The organism is Sphingobacterium puteale, from assembly GCF_050986225.1.
GTDB classification, from domain to species: domain Bacteria; phylum Bacteroidota; class Bacteroidia; order Sphingobacteriales; family Sphingobacteriaceae; genus Sphingobacterium; species Sphingobacterium puteale.
The window spans coordinates 6,017,231-6,039,311 of record NZ_CP158959.1; the positions used below are offsets into that span (position 1 = coordinate 6,017,231).

General features: G+C 41.0%; 16 protein-coding genes and 5 tRNA genes. 9 read left to right on the plus strand and 12 right to left on the minus strand.

Features of this window, described 5'->3' with window-relative positions; all coding sequences use genetic code 11:
* The first annotated feature begins 299 nt into the window (after nucleotides 1-299).
* From ABTV71_RS25235 to mnhG, 7 genes are all read left to right on the plus strand, one after another.
* Nucleotides 300-2,609, plus strand: coding sequence for a putative monovalent cation/H+ antiporter subunit A (locus ABTV71_RS25235; protein WP_433901477.1), 2,310 nt, complete (start codon nucleotides 300-302; stop codon nucleotides 2,607-2,609).
* Nucleotides 2,610-2,714: 105 nt separating this feature from the next.
* Nucleotides 2,715-3,134, plus strand: coding sequence for a Na+/H+ antiporter subunit B (locus ABTV71_RS25240; protein ID WP_433901478.1), 420 nt, complete (start codon nucleotides 2,715-2,717; stop codon nucleotides 3,132-3,134).
* Nucleotides 3,134-3,490: a Na+/H+ antiporter subunit C gene (locus ABTV71_RS25245; protein ID WP_104383872.1), complete on the plus strand. Its 357-nt coding sequence runs from the start codon at nucleotides 3,134-3,136 to the stop codon at nucleotides 3,488-3,490. Before ABTV71_RS25240 ends, ABTV71_RS25245 begins: the two co-directional genes overlap by 1 nt.
* Nucleotides 3,487-4,995 carry a proton-conducting transporter transmembrane domain-containing protein gene (locus tag ABTV71_RS25250; protein WP_433901479.1) on the plus strand — a complete coding sequence of 503 codons (1,509 nt, stop codon included), beginning with the start codon at nucleotides 3,487-3,489 and terminating at the stop codon, nucleotides 4,993-4,995. The genes ABTV71_RS25245 and ABTV71_RS25250 overlap by 4 nt, the downstream gene beginning before the upstream one ends.
* Before the next feature lies 1 nt (nucleotide 4,996).
* Nucleotides 4,997-5,473 (plus strand): Na+/H+ antiporter subunit E, encoded by a 477-nt coding sequence (locus ABTV71_RS25255; RefSeq protein ID WP_108634981.1) that lies wholly within the window; start codon nucleotides 4,997-4,999, stop codon nucleotides 5,471-5,473.
* Nucleotides 5,470-5,745, plus strand: coding sequence for a monovalent cation/H+ antiporter complex subunit F (locus ABTV71_RS25260; protein ID WP_121120558.1), 276 nt, complete (start codon nucleotides 5,470-5,472; stop codon nucleotides 5,743-5,745). The genes ABTV71_RS25255 and ABTV71_RS25260 overlap by 4 nt, the downstream gene beginning before the upstream one ends.
* A complete protein-coding gene (mnhG, locus tag ABTV71_RS25265) occupies nucleotides 5,735-6,088 on the plus strand; it encodes a monovalent cation/H(+) antiporter subunit G (RefSeq protein WP_245971213.1) in 354 nt (117 codons plus the stop codon). The genes ABTV71_RS25260 and mnhG overlap by 11 nt, the downstream gene beginning before the upstream one ends.
* Nucleotides 6,089-6,226: 138 nt before the next feature.
* Here the strand turns inward: mnhG and ABTV71_RS25270 are convergent, their stop codons facing one another.
* The gene (locus ABTV71_RS25270; RefSeq protein ID WP_433901480.1) at nucleotides 6,227-7,318 is read right to left on the minus strand and encodes a lactonase family protein; all 1,092 of its coding nucleotides are present in this window, start codon (nucleotides 7,316-7,318) and stop codon (nucleotides 6,227-6,229) included.
* Between the two features lie 547 nt (nucleotides 7,319-7,865).
* Here ABTV71_RS25270 and ABTV71_RS25275 point away from each other — a divergent pair.
* Nucleotides 7,866-9,215: a peptidylprolyl isomerase gene (locus ABTV71_RS25275; RefSeq protein WP_121120561.1), complete on the plus strand. Its 1,350-nt coding sequence runs from the start codon at nucleotides 7,866-7,868 to the stop codon at nucleotides 9,213-9,215.
* An 84-nt stretch (nucleotides 9,216-9,299) separates the two neighbouring features.
* Here ABTV71_RS25275 and ABTV71_RS25280 read toward each other — a convergent pair whose 3' ends face one another.
* The 10 genes from ABTV71_RS25280 to ABTV71_RS25325 all read right to left on the minus strand — a co-directional run bounded on the left by ABTV71_RS25280 (nucleotide 9,300) and on the right by ABTV71_RS25325 (nucleotide 19,098).
* Complete coding sequence (locus tag ABTV71_RS25280; protein ID WP_121120562.1) at nucleotides 9,300-10,184, minus strand: DUF4440 domain-containing protein; 885 nt, start codon at nucleotides 10,182-10,184, stop codon at nucleotides 9,300-9,302.
* Between the two features lie 169 nt (nucleotides 10,185-10,353).
* Complete coding sequence (gene cysS / locus ABTV71_RS25285) at nucleotides 10,354-11,820, minus strand: cysteine--tRNA ligase (protein ID WP_433901481.1); 1,467 nt, start codon at nucleotides 11,818-11,820, stop codon at nucleotides 10,354-10,356.
* A gap of 21 nt (nucleotides 11,821-11,841) precedes the next feature.
* Nucleotides 11,842-13,143 (minus strand): ribosome biogenesis GTPase Der, encoded by a 1,302-nt coding sequence (gene der / locus ABTV71_RS25290; RefSeq protein ID WP_104384042.1) that lies wholly within the window; start codon nucleotides 13,141-13,143, stop codon nucleotides 11,842-11,844.
* A 169-nt stretch (nucleotides 13,144-13,312) separates the two neighbouring features.
* Nucleotides 13,313-15,058 (minus strand): RagB/SusD family nutrient uptake outer membrane protein, encoded by a 1,746-nt coding sequence (locus ABTV71_RS25295; RefSeq protein WP_121120564.1) that lies wholly within the window; start codon nucleotides 15,056-15,058, stop codon nucleotides 13,313-13,315.
* A gap of 23 nt (nucleotides 15,059-15,081) precedes the next feature.
* Nucleotides 15,082-18,171 (minus strand): SusC/RagA family TonB-linked outer membrane protein, encoded by a 3,090-nt coding sequence (locus ABTV71_RS25300; protein WP_433901482.1) that lies wholly within the window; start codon nucleotides 18,169-18,171, stop codon nucleotides 15,082-15,084.
* A gap of 339 nt (nucleotides 18,172-18,510) precedes the next feature.
* Nucleotides 18,511-18,583: transfer RNA gene (locus ABTV71_RS25305), tRNA-Met, on the minus strand.
* 57 nt (nucleotides 18,584-18,640) lie between these two features.
* Nucleotides 18,641-18,713: transfer RNA gene (locus ABTV71_RS25310), tRNA-Met, on the minus strand.
* Between the two features lie 55 nt (nucleotides 18,714-18,768).
* Nucleotides 18,769-18,841: transfer RNA gene (locus ABTV71_RS25315), tRNA-Met, on the minus strand.
* A 55-nt stretch (nucleotides 18,842-18,896) separates the two neighbouring features.
* Nucleotides 18,897-18,969: transfer RNA gene (locus tag ABTV71_RS25320), tRNA-Met, on the minus strand.
* 56 nt (nucleotides 18,970-19,025) lie between these two features.
* Nucleotides 19,026-19,098 (minus strand) — tRNA-Met (locus ABTV71_RS25325).
* Between the two features lie 115 nt (nucleotides 19,099-19,213).
* On the opposite strand from ABTV71_RS25325, the gene era reads away from it, so the two are divergent.
* Nucleotides 19,214-20,092, plus strand: coding sequence for a GTPase Era (gene era / locus ABTV71_RS25330; RefSeq protein WP_077437022.1), 879 nt, complete (start codon nucleotides 19,214-19,216; stop codon nucleotides 20,090-20,092).
* A 124-nt stretch (nucleotides 20,093-20,216) separates the two neighbouring features.
* Here the strand turns inward: era and uvrC are convergent, their stop codons facing one another.
* Complete coding sequence (uvrC, locus tag ABTV71_RS25335; RefSeq protein WP_433901483.1) at nucleotides 20,217-22,028, minus strand: excinuclease ABC subunit UvrC; 1,812 nt, start codon at nucleotides 22,026-22,028, stop codon at nucleotides 20,217-20,219.
* Nucleotides 22,029-22,081: the final 53 nt, after the last annotated feature.

A 22,081-nucleotide genomic window follows, 5' to 3' on the forward strand; every position in this document is an offset into this window, starting at 1 on the left:
ATTCTGAAAGATGACTCTATTTCAACGGCCAAAAAAAAGAACCAGATTTATAAATAAATCTGGCTCTTTTTTTCAAAGCATTTTTAGCGTCAAGAAATTCCCCAAGCAAAACAAAACCATCTTTTTTTGTCTTTATACGAAGCAAAACATACAAAAACTCCAATTTTTTCGAGTTTTTTTACTATATTGTAGACTTTCAAAAAAAACCTTCATAGCCAGATATGTATCAACAGCGATGAAATTTCGAAGGTTCTTATTGAAAAACGTATACTTCCAATAAAAATTAAAACAAAGACTAAATGCTATTTACTGTTCTATCAGGATTAATAACATCGAGCCTTATTGTTCCATTTGGTAGATTCCTAAAAACCAAATGGGGTTTTATTCTCGCATTCTTACCGGTACTCCTATTTCTGTATTTTACAAAATTTGTGGTACCTATCGGCCAGGGATCTTATTTTGTCCAATCCACAGCGTGGGTTCCGTCATTAGGTATCAATCTGGATTTCAAATTAGATGGGCTCTCCCTGCTTTTCGCCTTGCTAATAACTGGAATAGGAGCGTGTATATTCTTCTACGCGAATGCCTATCTGAAGGGACATAAATACATCGACCGATTTTTCGGCTACCTCTGTTTGTTTATGTCCGCCATGTTGGGTCTGGTACTGTCCGACAACATGCTCTTGCTCTTTATATTTTGGGAATTAACATCCATTAGTTCGTTTTTTCTGATCGGCTTCAACAACGATCAGGAGGATTCCAGGAAAAGTGCGATGACCGCGCTATCCATTACGGGCCTCGGCGGATTTTTTCTGCTTGCTGGTTTTGTATTGATAGGCAATATCGCTGGAACGTATAATATCAGCGAACTTGTCGACAAGGTTTCTTTGATTCAACAGCATCCACTTTTCCCGCTTATTTTTGGACTGGTCGCGCTCGGTGCCATTACAAAATCTGCCCAGTTTCCCTTCCATTTTTGGCTGCCGGGGGCAATGAAGGCCCCAACACCGGTATCAGCTTACCTTCACTCTGCAACTATGGTGAAAGCAGGGGTATATTTGCTGGCCCGCTTCTCGCCAATCTTGGGCGGAAATCCGATCTGGATGTATTCGCTTATGATCATCGGTGGTATTACCATGCTCTACGCAGCATTTCACTCGCTTTTCAGAACGGATCTTAAGGGGGTGCTGGCTTATTCGACAATATCCGCACTGGGGATCTTGGTTTTCTTACTTGGGCTTGGGTCTAAGGAAGCTGCCATCGCTGCAAGTGTTTTTATTCTCGTGCACGCCTTGTACAAAGCTGCGCTGTTCCTAATTACGGGTATTATAGACCATGAAACCGGGACAAGGGACCTCACCGTTCTACAGGGCTTACGGAAAGTCCTAATGCCTGTTGCCATTGCTGGCTTCCTTGCAGCTCTCTCCAGTGCAGGCGTGCCCTTGACCTTTGGATTTATTGGAAAGGACCTGATCTATGAGGCTACTTTACATGCTGCCCCTAGTTTATTCCTCTACTTGACAATAGCCGCCGTAGCAACAAACATACTGCTGGTATCGGCTGGATTTATGGCTGGAATCAAACCCTTTATCGGCAGATTACCTGAACAGTTTGACCATATCCATTTACCTTATAAATCGATGTGGATCCCACCGTTGCTTTTGGCAATACTGGGAGTGATCTTTGGTTGCTTTCCCGGTTTTGTTGGCGACTGGATTTCCGGACCAACCGCAAACAGCATCTTGGCGCAACAGGAGGTCTTTCATCTAAAAATATGGCATGGTTTTAACCTCATACTTTTGCTGAGTGCCATCACCATCTTGGTCGGAACGCTTGTATTTATTTCCAACACGCCTAGTCACAAGAAACTGGCCTGGATCGCTACGTTTGAGAAAATTTCGCCAGCGAATATTCTCAACGCATGTGCCCGCGAAATTGAATTATTTTCGGCCTTTTTTACCGCAAAGATGCACAATGGCTATCTACGCTCCTATTTATTGAAGATCATTCTATTCGCGGAATTATTGATTGGTTATCAGCTTTACCTGGGCGGTCCATTACACATCAAATGGGATACCCTGTCACCTGTGAGTTTCTATGAGGTGACAACCGTATGTATCTTAATCGGCGCCATTGTATTGACGATCAGAACCTCATCAAGATTAACCGCAGTGGTAGCGACAAGTGTTGTAGGCTATGCGATATGCCTCATCTTTGTGTTCTATAGTGCACCGGATCTAGCAATGACACAATTTACGATTGACACTTTAACAGTGGTTCTTTTTGTACTGGTCCTTTTCAAATTACCGTCTTTCCTAAATTTGGCAAACCGACGTACCATCATTCGGGACGCCGTGGTCGCCATCATATTTGGCATGCTGCTTTCCATGGTCGCCTTACGTGTCTTACATGAACCGACAACCACAGATATTAGTGACTTCTATGGTGATTATGCTTATGTATTGGCCAAAGGAAAAAATGTTGTCAATGTACTGCTGGTGGACTTTAGGGGCTTCGATACCATGTTTGAAATCGTTGTGCTGAGTATTGCAGCACTGGGAGTCTACAGTTTATTGAAATTACGTTTAAAATCCTCTGATAAAGAGTAAAATGAAAAAGTTAAAATTGGAAATTAAAAAGGGAGTCAGTACGTAAGCCTTAGGCTTGTATCAGTAAAATCTCAATACTCCTATCTAACTACTCAATACTATAAAATGAATAGCACGATATTACAAACCGCGACGCGGTATCTCTTACCGATACTTTTATTATTTTCGGTATTCCTCCTGCTTAGGGGGCATTACTATCCCGGCGGGGGATTTGTAGGTGGCCTGGTCGCATCCATTGCTTTTGTACTGCATAGTTTTGCCTTTGGTACTCAGAACACCATGAAACTCATTCAGTATAAACCTTTGTCACTGATTCCCATTGGACTTGGAATTGCTGCGGTAAGCATGTTTTTACCTACCTTTTTTGGCTATCCGGTCATGACCGGACTCTGGCTGGAGGAGAAGATCCCCGTCATCGGTATGATCGGCACTGCTCTGTTTTTTGATCTCGGAGTATACTTTGTGGTCATTGGGGTCGTATTGACTATTTTATTCACGATCGCTTTAAATAAGGAGGAGGAATAATGGAACTGATTCTCGTTTTATTGATCGGTATTCTATATGCCGCTGGAATATACCTCATCTTGCGACGCAGCATGGTAAAACTACTTTTGGGGATTATGTTATTGGGCAATGGTACCAATATTTTGATCTTTTTGTTGGGTAATATTATCAAAGGTAAGCCGCCCATTATTGATCCTGATTTAAAAGTATTTACGGACATCTATGCGGATCCTATTCCGCAAGCGCTTATTTTAACTGCAATCGTGATCAGTTTTGGCTTGACTTCGTTTGCTATTGTGCTGCTTAAACGTGTTTACGCATTGCTGGGCACGGATGATTTGGATGATTTGAACACGCCTGAGGAAGAAGATATATGATAGACAACCAGATTATTGCCACGGTGATCGTGCACCTTTTTATTGCCATTGTACAACTGATGTTCTGGCGGAAATCGACTGCGCAGCGTTTTTTGAGCGTAGGTGGAAGTATTTTAGCACTTATTCTTGCATTTAAGCTTTTTTTCAAGGTCTATGACGGCGAAATCCTGACCATGAATGCGGCTAATTGGAAGGCTCCATTTGGAATCGTCTTTGTTGCGGATCTATTCAGTAGCACACTTGTTCTCCTCACCTCAATTGCAGGACTTGCCGTTTCCATTTTTTCCTGTGTGGGTGTCGGAAGACAACGTATTTTATATGGCTATTTTCCTATTTTTCATTTCCTGATGATGGGCTTAAATGGAGCATTTTTGACTGGAGATATTTTTAATCTATACGTCTGGTTTGAGGTTATTATCATCTCTTCATTTGTGCTGATGACACTGGGGGGGCGTAAATCACAATTGGAAGGTGCAGTAAAATATATGGCCATGAATATATTGGCTTCTACATTCTTCTTGACAGGTATCGGTATCTTATACGGGATCTCGGGCTCGCTCAATATGGCTGACTTGGCCATGCGTATACCCAAGATACAAAATCAGGCACTCGTCGAAATTACGGCTACTTTTTTCCTGATTGGTTTTGGTATCAAATCTGCTGTTTTTCCGCTTTATTTTTGGCTTCCCTCTTCCTATCATACACCGCCCTCAGCCGTCGCCGCGACCTTCGGCGGATTATTGACCAAAGTGGGAATCTATGCCTTATTCAGGGTATTTTCTTTATTGTTTATCCCAAACCATTTCACCAAAGAATTGTTGGTCATATTGGCTGTACTCACGATTTTAACCGGCGCTTTTGGCGCTTTGATCAAGACAAATATCAGAAGGTTATTCTCCTACCTGATTGTTTGCCATATTGGTTTTATGATTGGCGGTTTAGGTTTATACAGCAAATGGGCGCTATTGGGTGCTATTTTTTATCTTATTCACGATATCATGGTAAAAACGAACTTGTTCTTAATGGCAGGCGTCATTCGGCAGCTCCGGGGTACCATGGATATGAATAAATTGGGTGGTCTTTATGCACAATACCCAAAGATTTCCTTACTTTTCGCTATTGTCCTCTTCTCCTTGGTAGGTATCCCCCCTTTATCCGGATTCTGGCCCAAAATCTATCTTTTTAAAGATGCCTTTCAATTGGAGAAATATGCGTTTGCCGGAGCACTGATCATCGGAAGTTTTATTACGCTCTATGTCATTGCCAAAATGTGGGCTCAGGTCTTTTGGAAGGATGCCCCGCAGCCAGAAATCATCGAAGACAAATTTGCCAAAATGATCGGCTACAGAAAAACAATGCTGCTCTTGCCTGTGATTATATTGGCATCTGCATCGCTTTATATCGGATTTAACGCAGAGGCTATTATACACCTTGCAGATCGGATCGCTACGCAACTATTGGATACTTCACCTTATATAAATGCTGTATTGGGAGGACAGAATTAATATGATAAAGCAGTTTTTAATGAACCTCATGCTCTCCTTTATTTGGGTGGCACTGACAGGATCAATGTATTATTCAAATTTCCTGTTCGGTTTTTTACTTGGCTTTGCCATTCTTTGGATCATGAATAAGAATGAGGCGGATCAACGTTATTTCTATCGTGTTCCAAAAACAGTCAGTTTTATTCTTTTTTTCCTCTGGGAGATGATCGTCGCCAATGTTCAGGTTGCTTACGATGTCATTACACCAAAGTTTTTTATTAAACCGGCCATCGTCAAGTATCCTATGGATGCCAAAACTGATCTGGAGATCAATTTGCTTTCAACGTTTATATCACTCACACCGGGCACACTTATTCTGGATGTAAGCGAAGATAAGAAAACGCTTTTTATACATGTAATGTACATGAAGAGCAAGGAGCAATTTGTCTCCACACTTAAAAACAATGTTGAACGCCGACTTTTAGAACTCTTACGATGACTTTAACTACTTACTTCGATTATGTTATCCTGCCGATATTAACGATATCGGTTATACTTGCGTTTATCCGCCTGTACAAAGGCCCGCAGATCTTTGACAGGGTCATTGCACTGGATCTCATTATCACAATTGGAATTGGAATTATTACAGTCTATAGTATACGGACTTCGCAGGAAGTATTTTTAGATATTGCCATGATCTTGGCCCTGATCGCATTTTTAGGAACTATAGCCTTTTCATTTTATTTAGAAAAACAAAGCAATGATGACTGATATTACGTTAGCAATTTTAAGCACGATCGGCGCACTGGCCATATTGTTCGCTTCAATTGGCATATTAAGAATGCCGGATTTCTATTTACGGCTTTCTGTGACCGTAAAAGCAGCGACCTTAGGCGTTGGTCTTTTATTGATCTGTGCCGCAATGACATTCCCGGATGTGTCAGTAACGACCAAAGCGATAGCAATTGGTTTCTTTCTCATTTTGACCGCACCAGTTGCCGCGCATATGATCGGACGGGCTGCCTATATACAGCGTGTAAAAACCTGGAAAGGAACAACCTTAAACGATCTGGAAAAAGAAGGGCAGCTGGATTGCAGAAAAGAAAATTTTTAAACTTTGCTGTTTCAATATTTGGTTAAACGGCACCATCAACAAAATACCTTCGACACAGATAAGGGGTCAAAATTTTGACCCCTTATCTGTGTTGGTTCGATTCCAATAGATCATGCCCCCTGACTTCCGCTAGAGGAACTAAAAAATAATGCAGACCGGAGCCGGAACTTTAATTTCCTTACCCGTGTCAGTCAATAATCCGGTCTTGGGATCACGACTGAACAAAACAATATTATTGGTATACTGATTAGCCACCAGCAGGTATTTTCCATCGGGAGAAAGATTAAAATTCCGCGGCCCCTTTCCTTTTACTGAAGTATTGGACAGTTTTTTTAATCCTCCGTCTTTTTCCACCGAAAAGATCGCTATCGTATTTGCATCACCGCGGTTGGTCGCATATATAAATTTTCCGTCTGCAGAAATCTTAATATCTGCGCCACCATTCTGACCCTTGAATCCCTCGGGGTTGATTTCGTAGGTACTCTGATACATCCAATCATTGCCCTCTTTCTTAAAAGAGGCAATTTGTCCGGTCATTTCCAATATTGCATAAAGGAATTTTTCCTTTTTATCGAAAACAATATGACGGGGTCCTCCACCTGCCGGGGTAAAGAAATCTTCGGATGCTTCGGCTAGGCTAAAAGCATCTCCACTCTTGTTAACCGGAAATACCGAGATTTGATCCAATCCCAGATCCTGCACGTATAAGCGGTCGCCTTTGTTTGAAAAAAAAGCAGAATGGACGTGTGGCTTTTCCTGGCGGACGGGATCAACGCCTTTGCCTTCATGTTGCACCAGCCGGCTTCTTTTACTTAAGACACCATTTGACTCGAGATCAAATAGAGCCGCCGATCCACCAGTGTAGTTTGCAACAGCGAGCAGATTCCCTTTCGGATGAACTTCAACAAAACAAGGTGATTCTCCGCCTGTAGGGAGTGAATTTAAGAAAGTTAATTGTCCATCCTTAAATGAATAGGCGGAAACTGTGCCCTCTTGGTTTGGAAGTTCGTTGACTGCGTAGATAAAATTATTATTCCGTGCCAGAAAGGACGGATCCTTACTTTCCTGTGTACTGACTAGTGCAGCCTCACCGGTCTTTGTATCGAAATTATAGATATAGATACCTTTGCTTTCTGTTTTGTTCGTATAGGTTCCAACAAACATTGGAATCTGTTGTGCAAAACTTGCCATCGGTAAAAGTGTCATCAGATAAATAAAAGCTTTTTTCATATGTATACAATCTATTAAAAAATAAAATACCAAAATTTCGCTTTGTTCGCACTATGAGGCAAAAAATCAAGATACTTTTCGACCTTATCATTAGCGCCGATAAACTTGTTAAATTAGGTTAAAACCGCCCTTTCTAAGAGGCAAATCCGTATTTTTAGCGAATCAATTTTAACAAGTCGAAAATCTCCATTTGAAATATTGGGATTATAAAAATATTGTTAAATAAAAATACGAATAATTCATATAATCTGATAATTTTGTGCTGTTGTTCAAAATAGTATCTATTGAACGACAGAATCGGGAGATTATTAGTGATCTAGATGATTTCATCGTGACACGGATCTGTATGACCTGTACAGGATTTACAAACTGTTCGCGACTGTTTCATCAGCATTTAGAAATATATTATTTAGATGAAACCATCATGATTTATTCAATTACATAAGGGAATGAATAGATCTGACAGCTTCATCACAAATGAAAAAAAACCGAGTGAAACGAGTTCATTTATACCGATGAGATCGACACTTATAAATAATTTAAAAAGATGAAAAAAAACATATATATATTGTTTTTGTTGCTGTTTGTATCAATTCAGGCCAGCTTTGCACAAAATCAAATTATTGACCGTGTGGTGGCCACTGTTGGTTCGGGAATTATCCTACAATCTGATTTGGATATGCAATATTCACAATGGCTTGCCCAAGGGAATAAACCAAATGAGAAGTTTAAATGTGGAGTTCTTGAGCAATTGATCATTCAGAAGCTCCTTTCCCAACAGGCAGTAATTGACTCCATCGATGTGACAGAAACAGAAGTGGATGACAACTTAAATTCTCGCTTGCGCCACATGTCGCAACAGGCTGGTGGTCAAGAACGGCTGGAAAAATTCCTGAACCGTTCTTTGCTGCAGTACAAAGAGGAAATGCGCGCAAGCGTTTTCGAGCAGTTGAAAGCGAATAAGATGCAACAAAATATCGTTCAAAAAGTGGACGTAACGCCACTTGAAGTAAAACGTTATTTTGAAGGATTGGATCAAGATAGCCTTCCTTATTTCAATACGGAAGTAGAGATCGGCGAAATCGTTATGCTGCCTCAATTGACCGACGAAGAGAAAAAAGAGCAACGCGAGAAGATCGAAGGTATCCGCAAGCAGATTGTCGATGGCTCAGATTTCGGAACCATGGCTCGCCTTTATTCACAAGATCCGGGTTCGGCGCCATACGGTGGTGACCTTGGCTTTGGTACCCGTGACAATTATGTAAAAGAGTTCTCGGCAATGGCTTTTAAATTAAAGCCGGGAGAGATATCACCTATTGTTGAGTCAAAATATGGCTTTCACATCATTCAGGTACTGGAAAGACGGGGTGAAGAGGTGCATACCCGCCATATTCTGATGAAAATGAATCCCGGTGCAGCTGCTTTGGAACGGACCAAAAACAAATTGGACAGCATCTATAAATTGGTTGTCGACAAGAAATTAGATTTTTACCACGCTGCTACCAACAATTCTGACGCTGAAGAAAGCAAATTTAACGGTGGTATGGTCTTAAATCCACAAGGATCCAGCCGTACAACGTTAATTCCGATGGATGGACTAGAGAAGTCCGTATTTACTGCCATTGACCCACTAAAACCGGGGGAATATTCAAAACCGGAACAATTCACCGATAAAACAGGAGAGATAGGTTACCGTTTTAACTATCTTAAAACCCGTATCCCGCCGCATAAAGCAAACTTAGATCAGGATTTCACCAAGATCAAGGATGCAGCAAAAGAAGATAAAGTACGTCGTAATCTGAGCAAATGGTTTGACGATAAAGCGAAGAATACTTTCATAGATATCAGTGATGACTTTGGCGCTTGTGAAGAACTAGAAAAATGGAGAAAAAAATAAAGAATTTCTCCCTACTCCAAAATAAAAAAGACTTGAATGCATATTCAAGTCTTTTTTATTTTATTTTCTAGAATAGCTCCAAGTCTATTTCTCAAACATCATCTCGATCAGGATATTCCAGTTTGCCTTCTTTACATCATCTTTTGCCAGTTCACTCAGTTGCCATATCCGGATATAATTATACTTAACGACCTTATCTTTTTGTCGTACAGTTGCAGTTCCTTTTGTATAGGCAAAATCTCCGCTATAAGAACGTTTTACTTCTTCCGGAACCGTTTCGATCGTCATTCGTTGTTTCTTCAGGTAGGCCATCATTTTATCCTTTCCTTCCATCGGACTCGTCCAGGGAAACAGAAACCGTACATCTTCACTCAAAAACTCTTTGTAAGCCGTAGGATTGTCCGCTTTAAGGACAGTGGACATCAACTTATCAGTTTCCAGAACAATATCTTCACGCTGGTTTAAACGCACCTTTGACCGATGCTTGAGGTACCATGAATCCGTCGGTTCAATAAATTCCAGATCAAAGTCACCATCCTTACCATTATTCTCCACTTCGGCACGGATATCAACTAACCATTTTCCTTTCTTGTTGCGTTTCCATACTGTCAGGTATTCCCCGTGGCGCAATCGGGCGCCCACTTTTTGAAAATCCATGGCACCAGATGTCACCCCAAACTCCAGGCTTTTAGCAACAAGCGCAAAAGTAGGCTGCCAGTCTAATACATCTGGAATATTGGGCCTATTATTGAGGTAATTGTATGCATTTACCGCCGAAGGAACATAAAATGTGGATTCTTTGTCAATAATAGATAAAAATGCCTGATGGGGAGTTGAAGCTTTCGCCAATGCTGCGGCATCTTTATCAGCCTGTAGTAAGCTCCCTACTTTTTCGGGTATCTGTGCGTACAATGTTGTACCCATTGTACTCACCAATGCAACAATGGATAACCTGTTCCAAAAATTCATATGCAAATGATTATTTATCAGAGTTCATTTTTTTGTATTGGATGAACTCGTTACACTCGGTTTTCTTTTAAAGGCGACAGGAAATATTCTCTGGTTTTAAACGTATCTAAACTTTCCAACGATGAATATTCCATTTTTTTCCTCTTTTTTTGATTCGATTTTTTATCTATCAAATCTTATTCCAAAGTGTTCCTTCTTTACTATCTTTCAGTTGGATACCAATTGCATTGAGCTCATCACGTATGCGATCCGAAGTGACAAAATCCTTATTTGCTTTTGCCTCATTACGTAATTTGATCACTAGGCTCATGACATCGTCAATATCATCTGTCCCCGAAGCTTGATCATTTCGCAGTCCAAGAATATCTTCGACAAACTCTTTCATGAAAATTTTTAGCTTTTCCAATCCTTCTTCAGAGACTTTTGCTTTACCGTCATAAATGGAGTTAATGACCCGCACGATCTCAAATAATTCAGCGATCAGCACCGGACTATTGAAATCGTCATCCATTGCGGCATAACATTTATGACGAATTTCTGCCAGATTGAACGAGTCAGCTCCATTTGAAACCTTGAGTTTATCCAGCAATCCCATGGCGCTCATCAAGCGCTTATACCCCTTATCAGCAGCATCCAGTGCTTCATTGGAAAAATCCAATGTACTTCGATAATGTGCCTGTAGCATGAAGAAGCGAACAGCCATTGGCGAATAACCCCTATTTAACAAGGGGTGGTTGCCGGTGAACAGCTCCCCCGGTAAAAATCCATTACCCGCGGATTTGGACATTCTTGCACCATTAACCGTCAGCATATTTGTATGCATCCAATATTTAGCAGGTGCAGTATGATTACAGGCTTCAGATTGTGCGATTTCGTTCGTATGATGTGTAGCCGCCAGATCCATTCCACCGCCGTGTATATCAAACTGGTCACCTAAATACTTTCTGCTCATTGCCGAACATTCAATATGCCATCCCGGAAATCCAACGCTCCAAGGTGCCGGCCAGCGCATAATCGTTTCGGGTTTTGCTTTGATCCACAGCGCAAAATCCAAACGCCCTTTTTTTTCATCCTGCCCACTCAACTCCCGCGTATTGTTCAGCATGTCTTCCAATTTGCGATTGGTCAATACGGTATAATCATACTGCTGTACGTATTTTTCAACATCAAAATATACTGTACCATTTGTTTCATAAGCATAACCATTGTCAATGATCTGTTCGATCATTTCGATCTGTTCAGAAATATGACCTGTTGCAGTTGGTTCAATGCTCGGCGGCAAGGTATTGAAAAGACGCAAAACATCATGAAAACCAATGGTATACTTCTGCACGATTTCCATTGGTTCCAGCTGTTCCAGCTTAGCCTTTTTTGCAAACTTATCATCTCCTTCATCACGATCGCCCTCCAAATGCCCTGCATCTGTAATATTGCGTACATAACGTACTTTATACCCCAAATGACGTAGATACCTAAAAATCAGATCAAAAGAAATGAACGTTCGACAGTTACCTAAATGTACATCGCTGTAAACGGTAGGTCCACAAACATACATCCCAACAAGGTTGGCGTGGATCGGTTCGAATTTTTCCTTTGTTCGCGAAAGCGTATTGTATAAAAAGAGATTGTGGTCCATGTTTGTTCTCTGCTTGGAAATCTATTTTTGTCTGAAATATATTTGAATAGGCACACCTGTAAAGTCAAAGTGCTCACGCAATTTATTCTCAATAAAGCGTTTATATGGATCTTTGATATATTGTGGCAAATTACAGAAGAAGGCAAACATCGGTGTTCTTCCTGGCAATTGTGTCACATATTTAATTTTGATATATTTTCCCTTTAAGGATGGAGGTGGATAGCTCTCGATAATATCCAGCATCACTTCGTTCAACTTTGAAGTCGGAATCTTTTTTGTTTTGTTCGCGTAAACCTTGTCAGCCACTTCCAATACTTTTAGGACACGTTGTTTTTCCGTTACCGAAGTAAAGATAATTGGCACATCCGTGAATGGTGCTATTTTTTCTCTGATCCGATCTTCGAAGGCTTTCATCGTCTTGTTGTCCTTCTCGATCAAATCCCATTTATTGACGACGATTACGATACCTTTACGATTTTTCTCCGCCAAGTTAAAGATATTCACATCTTGCGCTTCCAAGCCATCCTGAGCATCCAACATCAAAATAGTCACATCAGAATCCTCCAATGCTTTGATGGTACGCATGACCGAATAGAATTCAATATCTTCGTTTACTTTTGATTTACGGCGAAGACCGGCAGTATCGATCAAAAGGAAATTATGTCCATATTGATTGTAATGAATCCGGATAGAATCCCGTGTTGTGCCCGCCATAGGCGTTACGATATTACGGTCTTTACCGATCAATGCATTTGTCAATGAGGATTTGCCCACATTTGGACGACCTACAATTGTATATTTAGGTAAAGCTTCATCTTCTTCCTGCTCTTCTTCAAAGTGCGATACGACAGCATCCAATAGCTCTCCGGTACCAGAACCTGTTGCAGATGAAATATTGAATACTTCTCCTAAACCGAAAGCATAAAATTCGGCAGATTCATGATGCAATTTAGCATGGTCAACTTTGTTGGCTACCACATATACGGGTTTAGAGCTTCTTCTGAGGATATCAGCGATTTCATCATCCAGGTCAGTAATACCAGTAGTAACATCTACCATGAATATAACGACTGACGCTTCCTCAATAGCGATGTATACCTGATCACGGATTGCCTCTTCAAAGACATCATCCGAACCATGTACAAAACCACCTGTATCAATTACTGTAAATTTCTTTCCGATCCACTCCGCCGTCTCATAATGACGGTCGCGCGTCACCCCGCTAAAGTCATCAACAATCGCTTTTCTACTTTCGGTAAGACGATTGAATAAGGTAGATTTACCAACATTTGGGCGACCAACAATTGCAACAATATTTGCCATATTTATTTTATTTGATCCACCTACTATCACAGCAGACGGCACTTTTATGCTAAATTACACGTTAAGGGTACAAAGATACGGATTCAAAAGGGATTATGGAGACACAAAAACAAAAATGGCTTTACCGTGAAGTAAAGCCATTTATAGGGTTTAAATTATGAATATTCGTCTAGTTAGACGTTGGATTCTGCGTTAATTTCCCCGGATAAGAGTTGATGGCATCCTGAGGGATGAAATATGTTACCCTAAAATCAGTTGGGGCAATATCTTCAAACTGCTTTTGCGGCCCTGGATACGTTCTGTTTAGCGGTTCACCATTACGGAAAACATCATAACTACGTTCAGCTTGGAATGCCAACTCCAATTGCCGCTCCTTATCAATTAATTTACTTGCATTATTTGCATCAAGTGATGTATACCCGCCATTGACAATAGAACGATTTCTGATGGTGTTCAGATCATTCAGGGCAGCACCATAGTTGCCTAATTTTGCCTGCGCTTCGGCACGATTCAAATAAATTTCACCTAGACGGCTAATTACTGGTGAATGCAATTGCGACTCTTCACCTTCACGTGAACACTTTACGATATAAAATTGTGGATAGGCACGATTCAGCGAAATATAGTAGTCAATCACACCTTCATATGTTTTTCCATCCTCATAGGCAATAGAATAGGTCTGTTGTGCCGCATTGACAGCTTTTAGCGTATAGTCTTTAACAACGTCCTTATCATCGACCTTTTTCACCTCACGAACGGTCACGGTACCGCCATTGATTGTCACAGGAAGCTGCATATAACTCGTCGTCAATGGGTCACCAGCTTTCTTTGGTACATCTTGCTTAACAAATCTAAATACAGTTGAATATTTACCCTTGTCATCTTTGGAATAAGTAGGCTCAATAAAGGCGGCACGTGCGTCAACAATGGAATAACGATCAGGTCTCCAGTCATTACGGCCAGTCTCATTTAATAGATCAATGTATTTTGCACTAGCATACATTTCTCCCCAGCCCATACCCCCGATATTGGAGTACATACCACCAATACCATAGTAATGATCATCGCCAGAAAACTCGGTAGCAACACGTTTCACCGCAAAAATAGTTTCCGCATTATCTTCAGGTTTGAATGTATTGTACTTCATGAATTGAGCACGCCCCAATAAACTGTACTTACCGGAGTTGATCACTTTATCCGCGTATTCTACCGATAAACGCGCATATTCAGCATTCGGATTTTTATAAGTACCACTCATATACAAGTATATACGGGAGAGCATTGCCTGAGCAGCTTCTTTCGATGCATAGGAATGTCCTTTATTGACCGTAATCAAGGCTTCCGCTTTTTTTAAGTCACTGATGGCCTGTGCATAAGTATCTTTCACCGTAGAGCGGTCAGGAAAATTCAAATCATTGATCACATCATCAGGTGTACCGTTTACAATGGGAACACCAAGGTTTGTCTCTGGACTTTGGTAATACGGTTTCCCAAATGCGCGGCAAAGGTAAAAATACATCATTCCACGGATGTAATAACATTCGCCTAATTTATTATCCATCTCCGCGCTTTCTCCCTCTGCGTAAAGCTTAATAATATTGGAAGACTGTGCGATTGCTTTGTAGCCATAGTCCCAAAAATTTTGCAAACGGTAGTTATTCGGTGTTCTTGCGTAGGAGATAAATTCATAAAAAGCATCTGTAGATGACCCACGGATCATCATGTTATCTCCGGCGTATTCGCCTAAACGGTGCATTGGATCCGACCATTGTTTTAATTGAGCATAAGTCCCAGTGACCATTGCATCTGGATTATTGACAATCATGTCGCCGTCCATTGAATTTTTTGGTAACCGGTCTATATCACATGAGGATACCGCTGTAGCGACCATTAATCCCATTAATATCTTTTTCATTGTTCTTTTTCTAAACGTTAAAATTAAAATGTTACGCTCGCGCCAAACATAAACTTGCGAACCATTGGGTACACCGAAACTCCTGTCGATCTGACGATCTTACCACCGGCACCTTTTCCATCCGGTTCAGTTAATGGAATTTCTGGATCAACTCCTGAATAATTTGTAATCGTAAATAAATTCTCGCCGGCTAAGAAAACACGCAAGTTTTTAACATTATATTTCTTTAGGTCAAAGTTATACCCTACTGTCAAAGATCTCATCTTTAAAAAATTATTACTTTCCAAAAAGCGCGTGGAAGGTGAGTTGCCTTTATCCTGGTTGTCGTATCTTGCTATTGGGTGAGTAGCGACGTCCCCAGGTTTTTCCCAGCGTGTCCACCCGTCCTGAAGTTTCATTTGATTACGGTCGGTATATGTACCATCCGAATCAAACTCCTGGCGTGAATAATTATAGATTTTACCACCCAGCGAAAAACCAAACACTGCATTTAAATCAAACTGTTTGTAGCTCAAGAACGTGTTAAACCCACCAAAAAGATCAGGATTCCCTTTTCCGGCCTTACGGAAAGTCGCCTCTGAATAATTTGAAGTAGTCGTTCTTGTCTCGTTTCCATCTGCATCCGTTCCATATTTGTACCACATCGGAAGACCATTATCGGAATTTACTCCTGCCCATTCCTTTAAATAATAGGTATCAATTGGATTTCCAGGTTCAAACAAACGTTGTGCTGAACCAGCTATTCCCAAATCATCGCCAGCAATGATGGGTTTAGATACGGGATTACCATTTGCGTCCTTTGTCGTGTATAATTCGGTCAGCTTATTGACATTATGGCTTAAATTCAGATCCACGCTCCAATGCCAATCGTTATTCCGAATAATATCACCACCGATGGTCAATTCGACTCCACGGTTTTGCATTTCACCAATATTCTTCCATACATGGTTGACACCTGTCAAGCTGCTGATCGGAACATTATACAAGATATTATCCGTACGCTTATTATAGTAGTCGAAATTCAGACGAACCCTATTTTGGAATAACGCGGCATCAACTCCGACCCCTGTTGTATATGTACGCTCCCAGGTCAGATCAGGGTTGGCATGTTGATCGATCAATGCTCCAGGGATTCCATCATAACTTGACGTAATTTTCACGGAGTAAAGCTTATATTGCGGATACAAATCACTTGGACGGTTACCCACCGAACCGTAAGCAGCTCTTAACTTCAGGTTATCTACCCATGGCGCGTTAAACCAGCTTTCTTTATTAATGTTCCACCCTCCACTGATTGAGAAGAAATTTCCATATTTTGCATTTGTCCCAAAATTGGAAGCACCATCGCGGCGAAAGGACACTTGAGCCAAATATCTGTTATCATAAGCATAATTCGCATTGGATAATAAAGACTGAACTGCCCATTCGGTAATCCCCCCTTTAAAACGTTCTGGTTTTGCCGTTACATCCGGCACCTCAAATCCAGGTACAATACCCGTACCAGCGGCATCTAATGATTTATCTTTATAATCATTATATTCATAAGCAACAAGACCATTTAAGCTATGCTTATCCCAAGTTTTATTGAAACGTAAAATATGGTTAGTATAACGGCGTGTAAACTCTTTACGATATTCTGAAATACGCCCGATCACACCTTCGCCACTATTTGAGCGAGGATCTGTGTAATCTGTCGCCGAGTAGCTGATGTATCGATAGTTATTGACAGAGGAGAATGTCAACCAATCGGTCAACTTAACATCAAAATCCAGATTACCCATAAACTCGTAGTTGGAATTTTCGGACTTGTTCCATTGCAGATCATACAAATAGTTGGTACTTTGCGCATTTACCCATGAGCTACTACGGTGTGGCACGAGATTACCATTTGCGTCGTACGGACTGTCCCAAGGTAAATTGGAGTACATCGCACCAACATCATATTGACGATCTTCAACTGAACGCTTGGAACCAACGATAGATGGCTTGATAGTCAACCATTCAAATGGTTTATAATTCGTACGCAATCTAAAATTATAGCGATCATAGTCGTAACCTTTTACCGCACCAGCCTCATTATAATAACCTAATGACAAATAGGACTGTAATTTTTCCGTCCCTCCTTGAATAGAGACATTATGATTTTGGACAAATCCGGTCTTCATCGCTAATTTCCACCAATCGAAGTTACTGTTGCGTAATTCGGGGTTCCAGCGTGTAAATTGAATTTTCTCAGGGTTCGAAAATGATGCAAAGTAATCGTAAAGCTCTGCACCATCCATCATTTCCATGTTACCATTGGTCAGTTGGTTGATCCCCATTTTTGTGGAAAAGCTAATACTTGTTTTTGATGCAGATGGATTTTTAGTCGTTACTACTACTACGCCGTTTGCGCCTTGCGACCCGTAGATCGAAGTTGAAGCTGCGTCTTTTAGAATTGTTAGCGATTCGATGTCATCTGGATTGATATCGCCAGGGCTACTTCCAACAATTACGCCGTCAATTACCCACAAGGGACTTGTGGTCCCGCTTATCGTGGCCTGCCCACGAATGACAACCCCACCGTTTGATCCCGGTTTTCCCGCTCCTGGTGCGACATATACACCAGCGGCTTTGCCGTTTAGCATGTTTTCTACGGATGGCGTTGTCACGTCACGCAATTTGTTGCCTTTGACCGCCTGAAGTGCCCCAGTCAAGCTTTCCTTTTTTTGTTGCGTTCCGTACCCTACAATAACAACCTCTTCCAATGCTTCGCTATTGGACTCCATGCTGATACTGACCACGGAACCCATTACGGTCACTTCCTGTGTCTTGTAACCGATGCTATTGATCACTAAAACGTCTCCATTTTTAGCCTCAATGCTAAATTGACCATCAGCTCCAGCCGAAGTAGAACGTGAGGTACCTTTAACACTAATGGTTGCTCCCGCTAGGGGACCATCCGCGGACTGTACTTTTCCACTTACTTTTTGCTGAAAAACAGCACTGTTCAACAGAACATTACGGTCTGGAAATTTAAGACCATTAGCATTAGCTGGGTTGTGTGTACTTGTTATGAGTAAAGCTAATGATAACAGACTCAACTTGTGATTGTCGAGAATCTTTGAAATCATAATATCTAATAGTTAGTTTAAAAATTGATTAGCGTGCTAATCAAAATTTAGGTACATGAATGCTAAAACTAGAAGAAGATAGGGGCATATCAAAATTCCAACAGCATGAAATCGATTGCGCCAATTAAACAAACGATTGCATAAACATCCTATTGCAACAAAAATGTTCCGTTCTTATTTGAGATCTTGAAAGAATAAGGTATACTCCAAATCCGAGGGGGCATTCAACTGATAAGACTAAATTAAACCACTCTTATTTTAGAAAATAATAGTCGAATATTAAAATGAGCGAAGCATAAATGAAAAAAGCCGAGGTTATCACCTCAGCTTTCTCTTTAGTAGCGGGGACCAGACTCGAACTAGTGACCTTCGGGTTATGAGCCCGACGAGCTACCAACTGCTCCACCCCGCAATGTATTTTTAATTTCTTTAAAAGAACCGGTCATTGCAAACCGGCTCTTTCTTTTAGTAGCGGGGACCAGACTCGAACTAGTGACCTTCGGGTTATGAGCCCGACGAGCTACCAACTGCTCCACCCCGCAATGTATTTTTGATTTCTTTAAAAGAACCGGTCATTGCAACCGGCTCTCTTTTTAGTAGCGGGGACCAGACTCGAACTAGTGACCTTCGGGTTATGAGCCCGACGAGCTACCAACTGCTCCACCCCGCAATGTATTTTTGATTTCTTTAAAAGAACCGGTCATTGCAACCGGCTCTCTCTTTAGTAGCGGGGACCAGACTCGAACTAGTGACCTTCGGGTTATGAGCCCGACGAGCTACCAACTGCTCCACCCCGCAATGTATTTTTGATTTCTTTAAAAGAACCGGTCATTGCAACCGGATCTTTCCTTTAGTAGCGGGGACCAGACTCGAACTAGTGACCTTCGGGTTATGAGCCCGACGAGCTACCAACTGCTCCACCCCGCAATATATTTTTGAACAAAATTGCTTTTTTCTTTTGAAAAAACAAGATTATGATCCTTCCGAATTGGAGTACAAAGATATATTTTGTTTCTTTGTAATCCTAATAAAATTTAGAAAAATGTCACATAAAGCAGGATTCGTAAGTATCATCGGAAAGCCAAATGCTGGTAAGTCCACCCTAATGAACGCTTTAGTAGGTGAAAAGATGTCTATCATCACACCCAAAGCGCAAACGACAAGACACCGCATTATCGGTATTGTAAACGATGAAGACCATCAAATTGTGTTTTCCGACACACCGGGCGTCATCAAACCAAACTATTCTTTACAGGAATCAATGATGAACTTTGTCCAGGGATCGCTTATTGATGCGGACATTATTTTATTTGTGACTGATATCCACGAGAAATACGACGAGAATGACGTATTGGAGAAATTGCGTAAAACGAATTCTCCGGTAGCCGTCCTGATCAACAAAATAGATAAATCTTCTGAAGAAGAGGTAAAGGCCAAAATTGAATTCTGGCAAGAAAAGCTAAATCCGGACACAATCTTTGCTATCTCAGCCAAGTTGGATCATAATGTATCCGCTGTCATGCAATACATCAAAGATAAGTTGCCGATCCATGAGGCTTACTACGAAAAAGATGAACTGACAGACAAATCCATGCGTTTCTTTGTCTCCGAGATGATACGTGAAAAAGTATTTAAACTGTATGACAAGGAAATTCCTTACAGTACAGAAGTGATTGTTACTTCCTACAAAGAAGAAGCAAATATTACGCGTATTGCCGCGGAAATTATTGTTGAACGCGATTCGCAAAAAAACATTATCATCGGTAAAGCGGGTGCTATGATCAAAAAAGTAGGTACCTATGCACGCCAGGATATCGAAGAATTTATTGATGGAAAGGTTTTCCTGGAACTTTTCGTTAAGGTAATTCCTGACTGGAGGAGCAAAAAGAATTACCTCAAACGTTTTGGATACGACGATTAATCAAGTATTGAGTAGATCGTATTGAGTATTGAGATTTGGTTGTACAAGCCTATGGCTTACAAGCTGTCTTCAATTTCTTGTCTTGACTCTTCAGATGTGATATGGAGATTTTTGTTTTGAAGCCCTAGCCTGGCAAACTTGTCTCACTAAAATATGTACGAAGTGCTTTAATCTGCTTCAGATTGAGCACTTTTTTTAGGTCTTCATCCGAAGCTTCCTTCACTCGTTTAACAGATTTAAATTCGGTCAGCACCCTTTCCACCGTTGTTTTCCCGATACCGGGTATATTTTCCAATTCAGACACAAAAGTCTTTCGGCTACGTTGATTACGGTGAAAGGTGATCCCAAAACGGTGGGCCTCATCACGCAGATGCTGAATGACCTTTAACGTTTCCGATTTCTTGTCTAAATACAGCGGATACTGATCCCCGGGATAGAAAAGCTCTTCCAGTCGCTTGGCAATACCGATGACTGTTACCTTACGTTCTATCCCTAGTAAGCGCAAGCTTTTTAATGCAGCACCTAACTGTCCCTTACCACCGTCGATAATAATCAATTGCGGCAAGGATTGATCCTCATCCAATAACCTTCTGTACCGTCTAAAAACAGCCTCCTCCATGGTTGCAAAATCATTCGGGCCCTCCACTGTTTTCACATTAAAATGCCTATAATCCTTTTTGGAAGGCTTTGCATCTTTAAACACCACAATGGCCGATACAGGATAATTTCCCTGAATATTGGAGTTGTCAAAACACTCAATATGTTGTGGCAATACACTCATGCGGAGATCTTTCTGCATCTGTTTTAAAATACGCTCAGTGCGGATATCCGGATTCAGCTTTTCATATTGCAACAGGCGTTCCTTTCTGAAAAAAGCTACATTTTTTTGGGATAGCTCCAACAACTTTTTCTTCTCGCCCAGCTTAGGAACTGTAAAACGTATCCGTTCATTTTCCTCAATATCCAGTTCAAACGGCACAATAATCTCCCGCGACAGACTTTTAAACCGTTCACGTATTTCGGGGATGGCCAAAGACAGGAGTTCCTGCTCACTCTCATCCAAGCGACGTTTCATTTCAAGGGTCTGCGTCTGAATAATGACGCCATTCATTACCTTTAGATAATTGACAAAGGCATACCCTTCATCCGAAGCAATACTAAATACATCCACGTTGGTTATCGAAGAATTGACCACGGTCGATTTGCTCTGATAATTATCCAGTTTATCGAGTTTGGCTTTAATCAATTGTGCCCGTTCAAAATCAAGCGAAGCTGCTGCTGCCGCAATGCTTTCCTTTAACCTATTGGTGACCACGGAAATTTTACCATTCAGAATATCTTTGATGTCACTCAGATTCTGATCGTAATCTTCTTCAGACTGATAGCCTTCGCAGGGGCCCTTGCAGTTTCCGATCTGATATTCGAGACAGATTTTGAACTTACCTTTTCGGATATTATCCTGCGTAAGTGCCAGATTACATGTCCGAAGCGGAAACAATTCCCGAATCAGATCAAGTACGATATGCATCATACCGACAGAAGGGTATGGCCCATAATAGCGGGAACCATCCTTAATGAATTGACGGGTCCAAAACACTCTGGGAAAAGGTTCATTCTTAATGACAATCCATGGATAGGTCTTGTCATCCTTGAGCATGACATTGTATTTTGGCTTATGCTTCTTGATTAATGAATTCTCCAGCAACCAAGCATCAATTTCGGTATCTACTATAGTAAAAGAAATACGGTTGATCTTACGGACCAAAACACGGGTCTTACCGTTCAATTGATTTTCATTGACAAAATAAGACCCCACCCGGTTACGAAGGTCTTTCGCCTTACCGATATAAATCAGTTCATCGTGTTTATCAAAATACTGATAGACCCCTGGTCGATGAGGTATTTTCTTTAATTCTTCTCTATAGTCAAATGTCAAAACTCTAAAAATTAAAAAGTAAAAAACGGAGGCAGCTTGTAAGAAATGGGCTA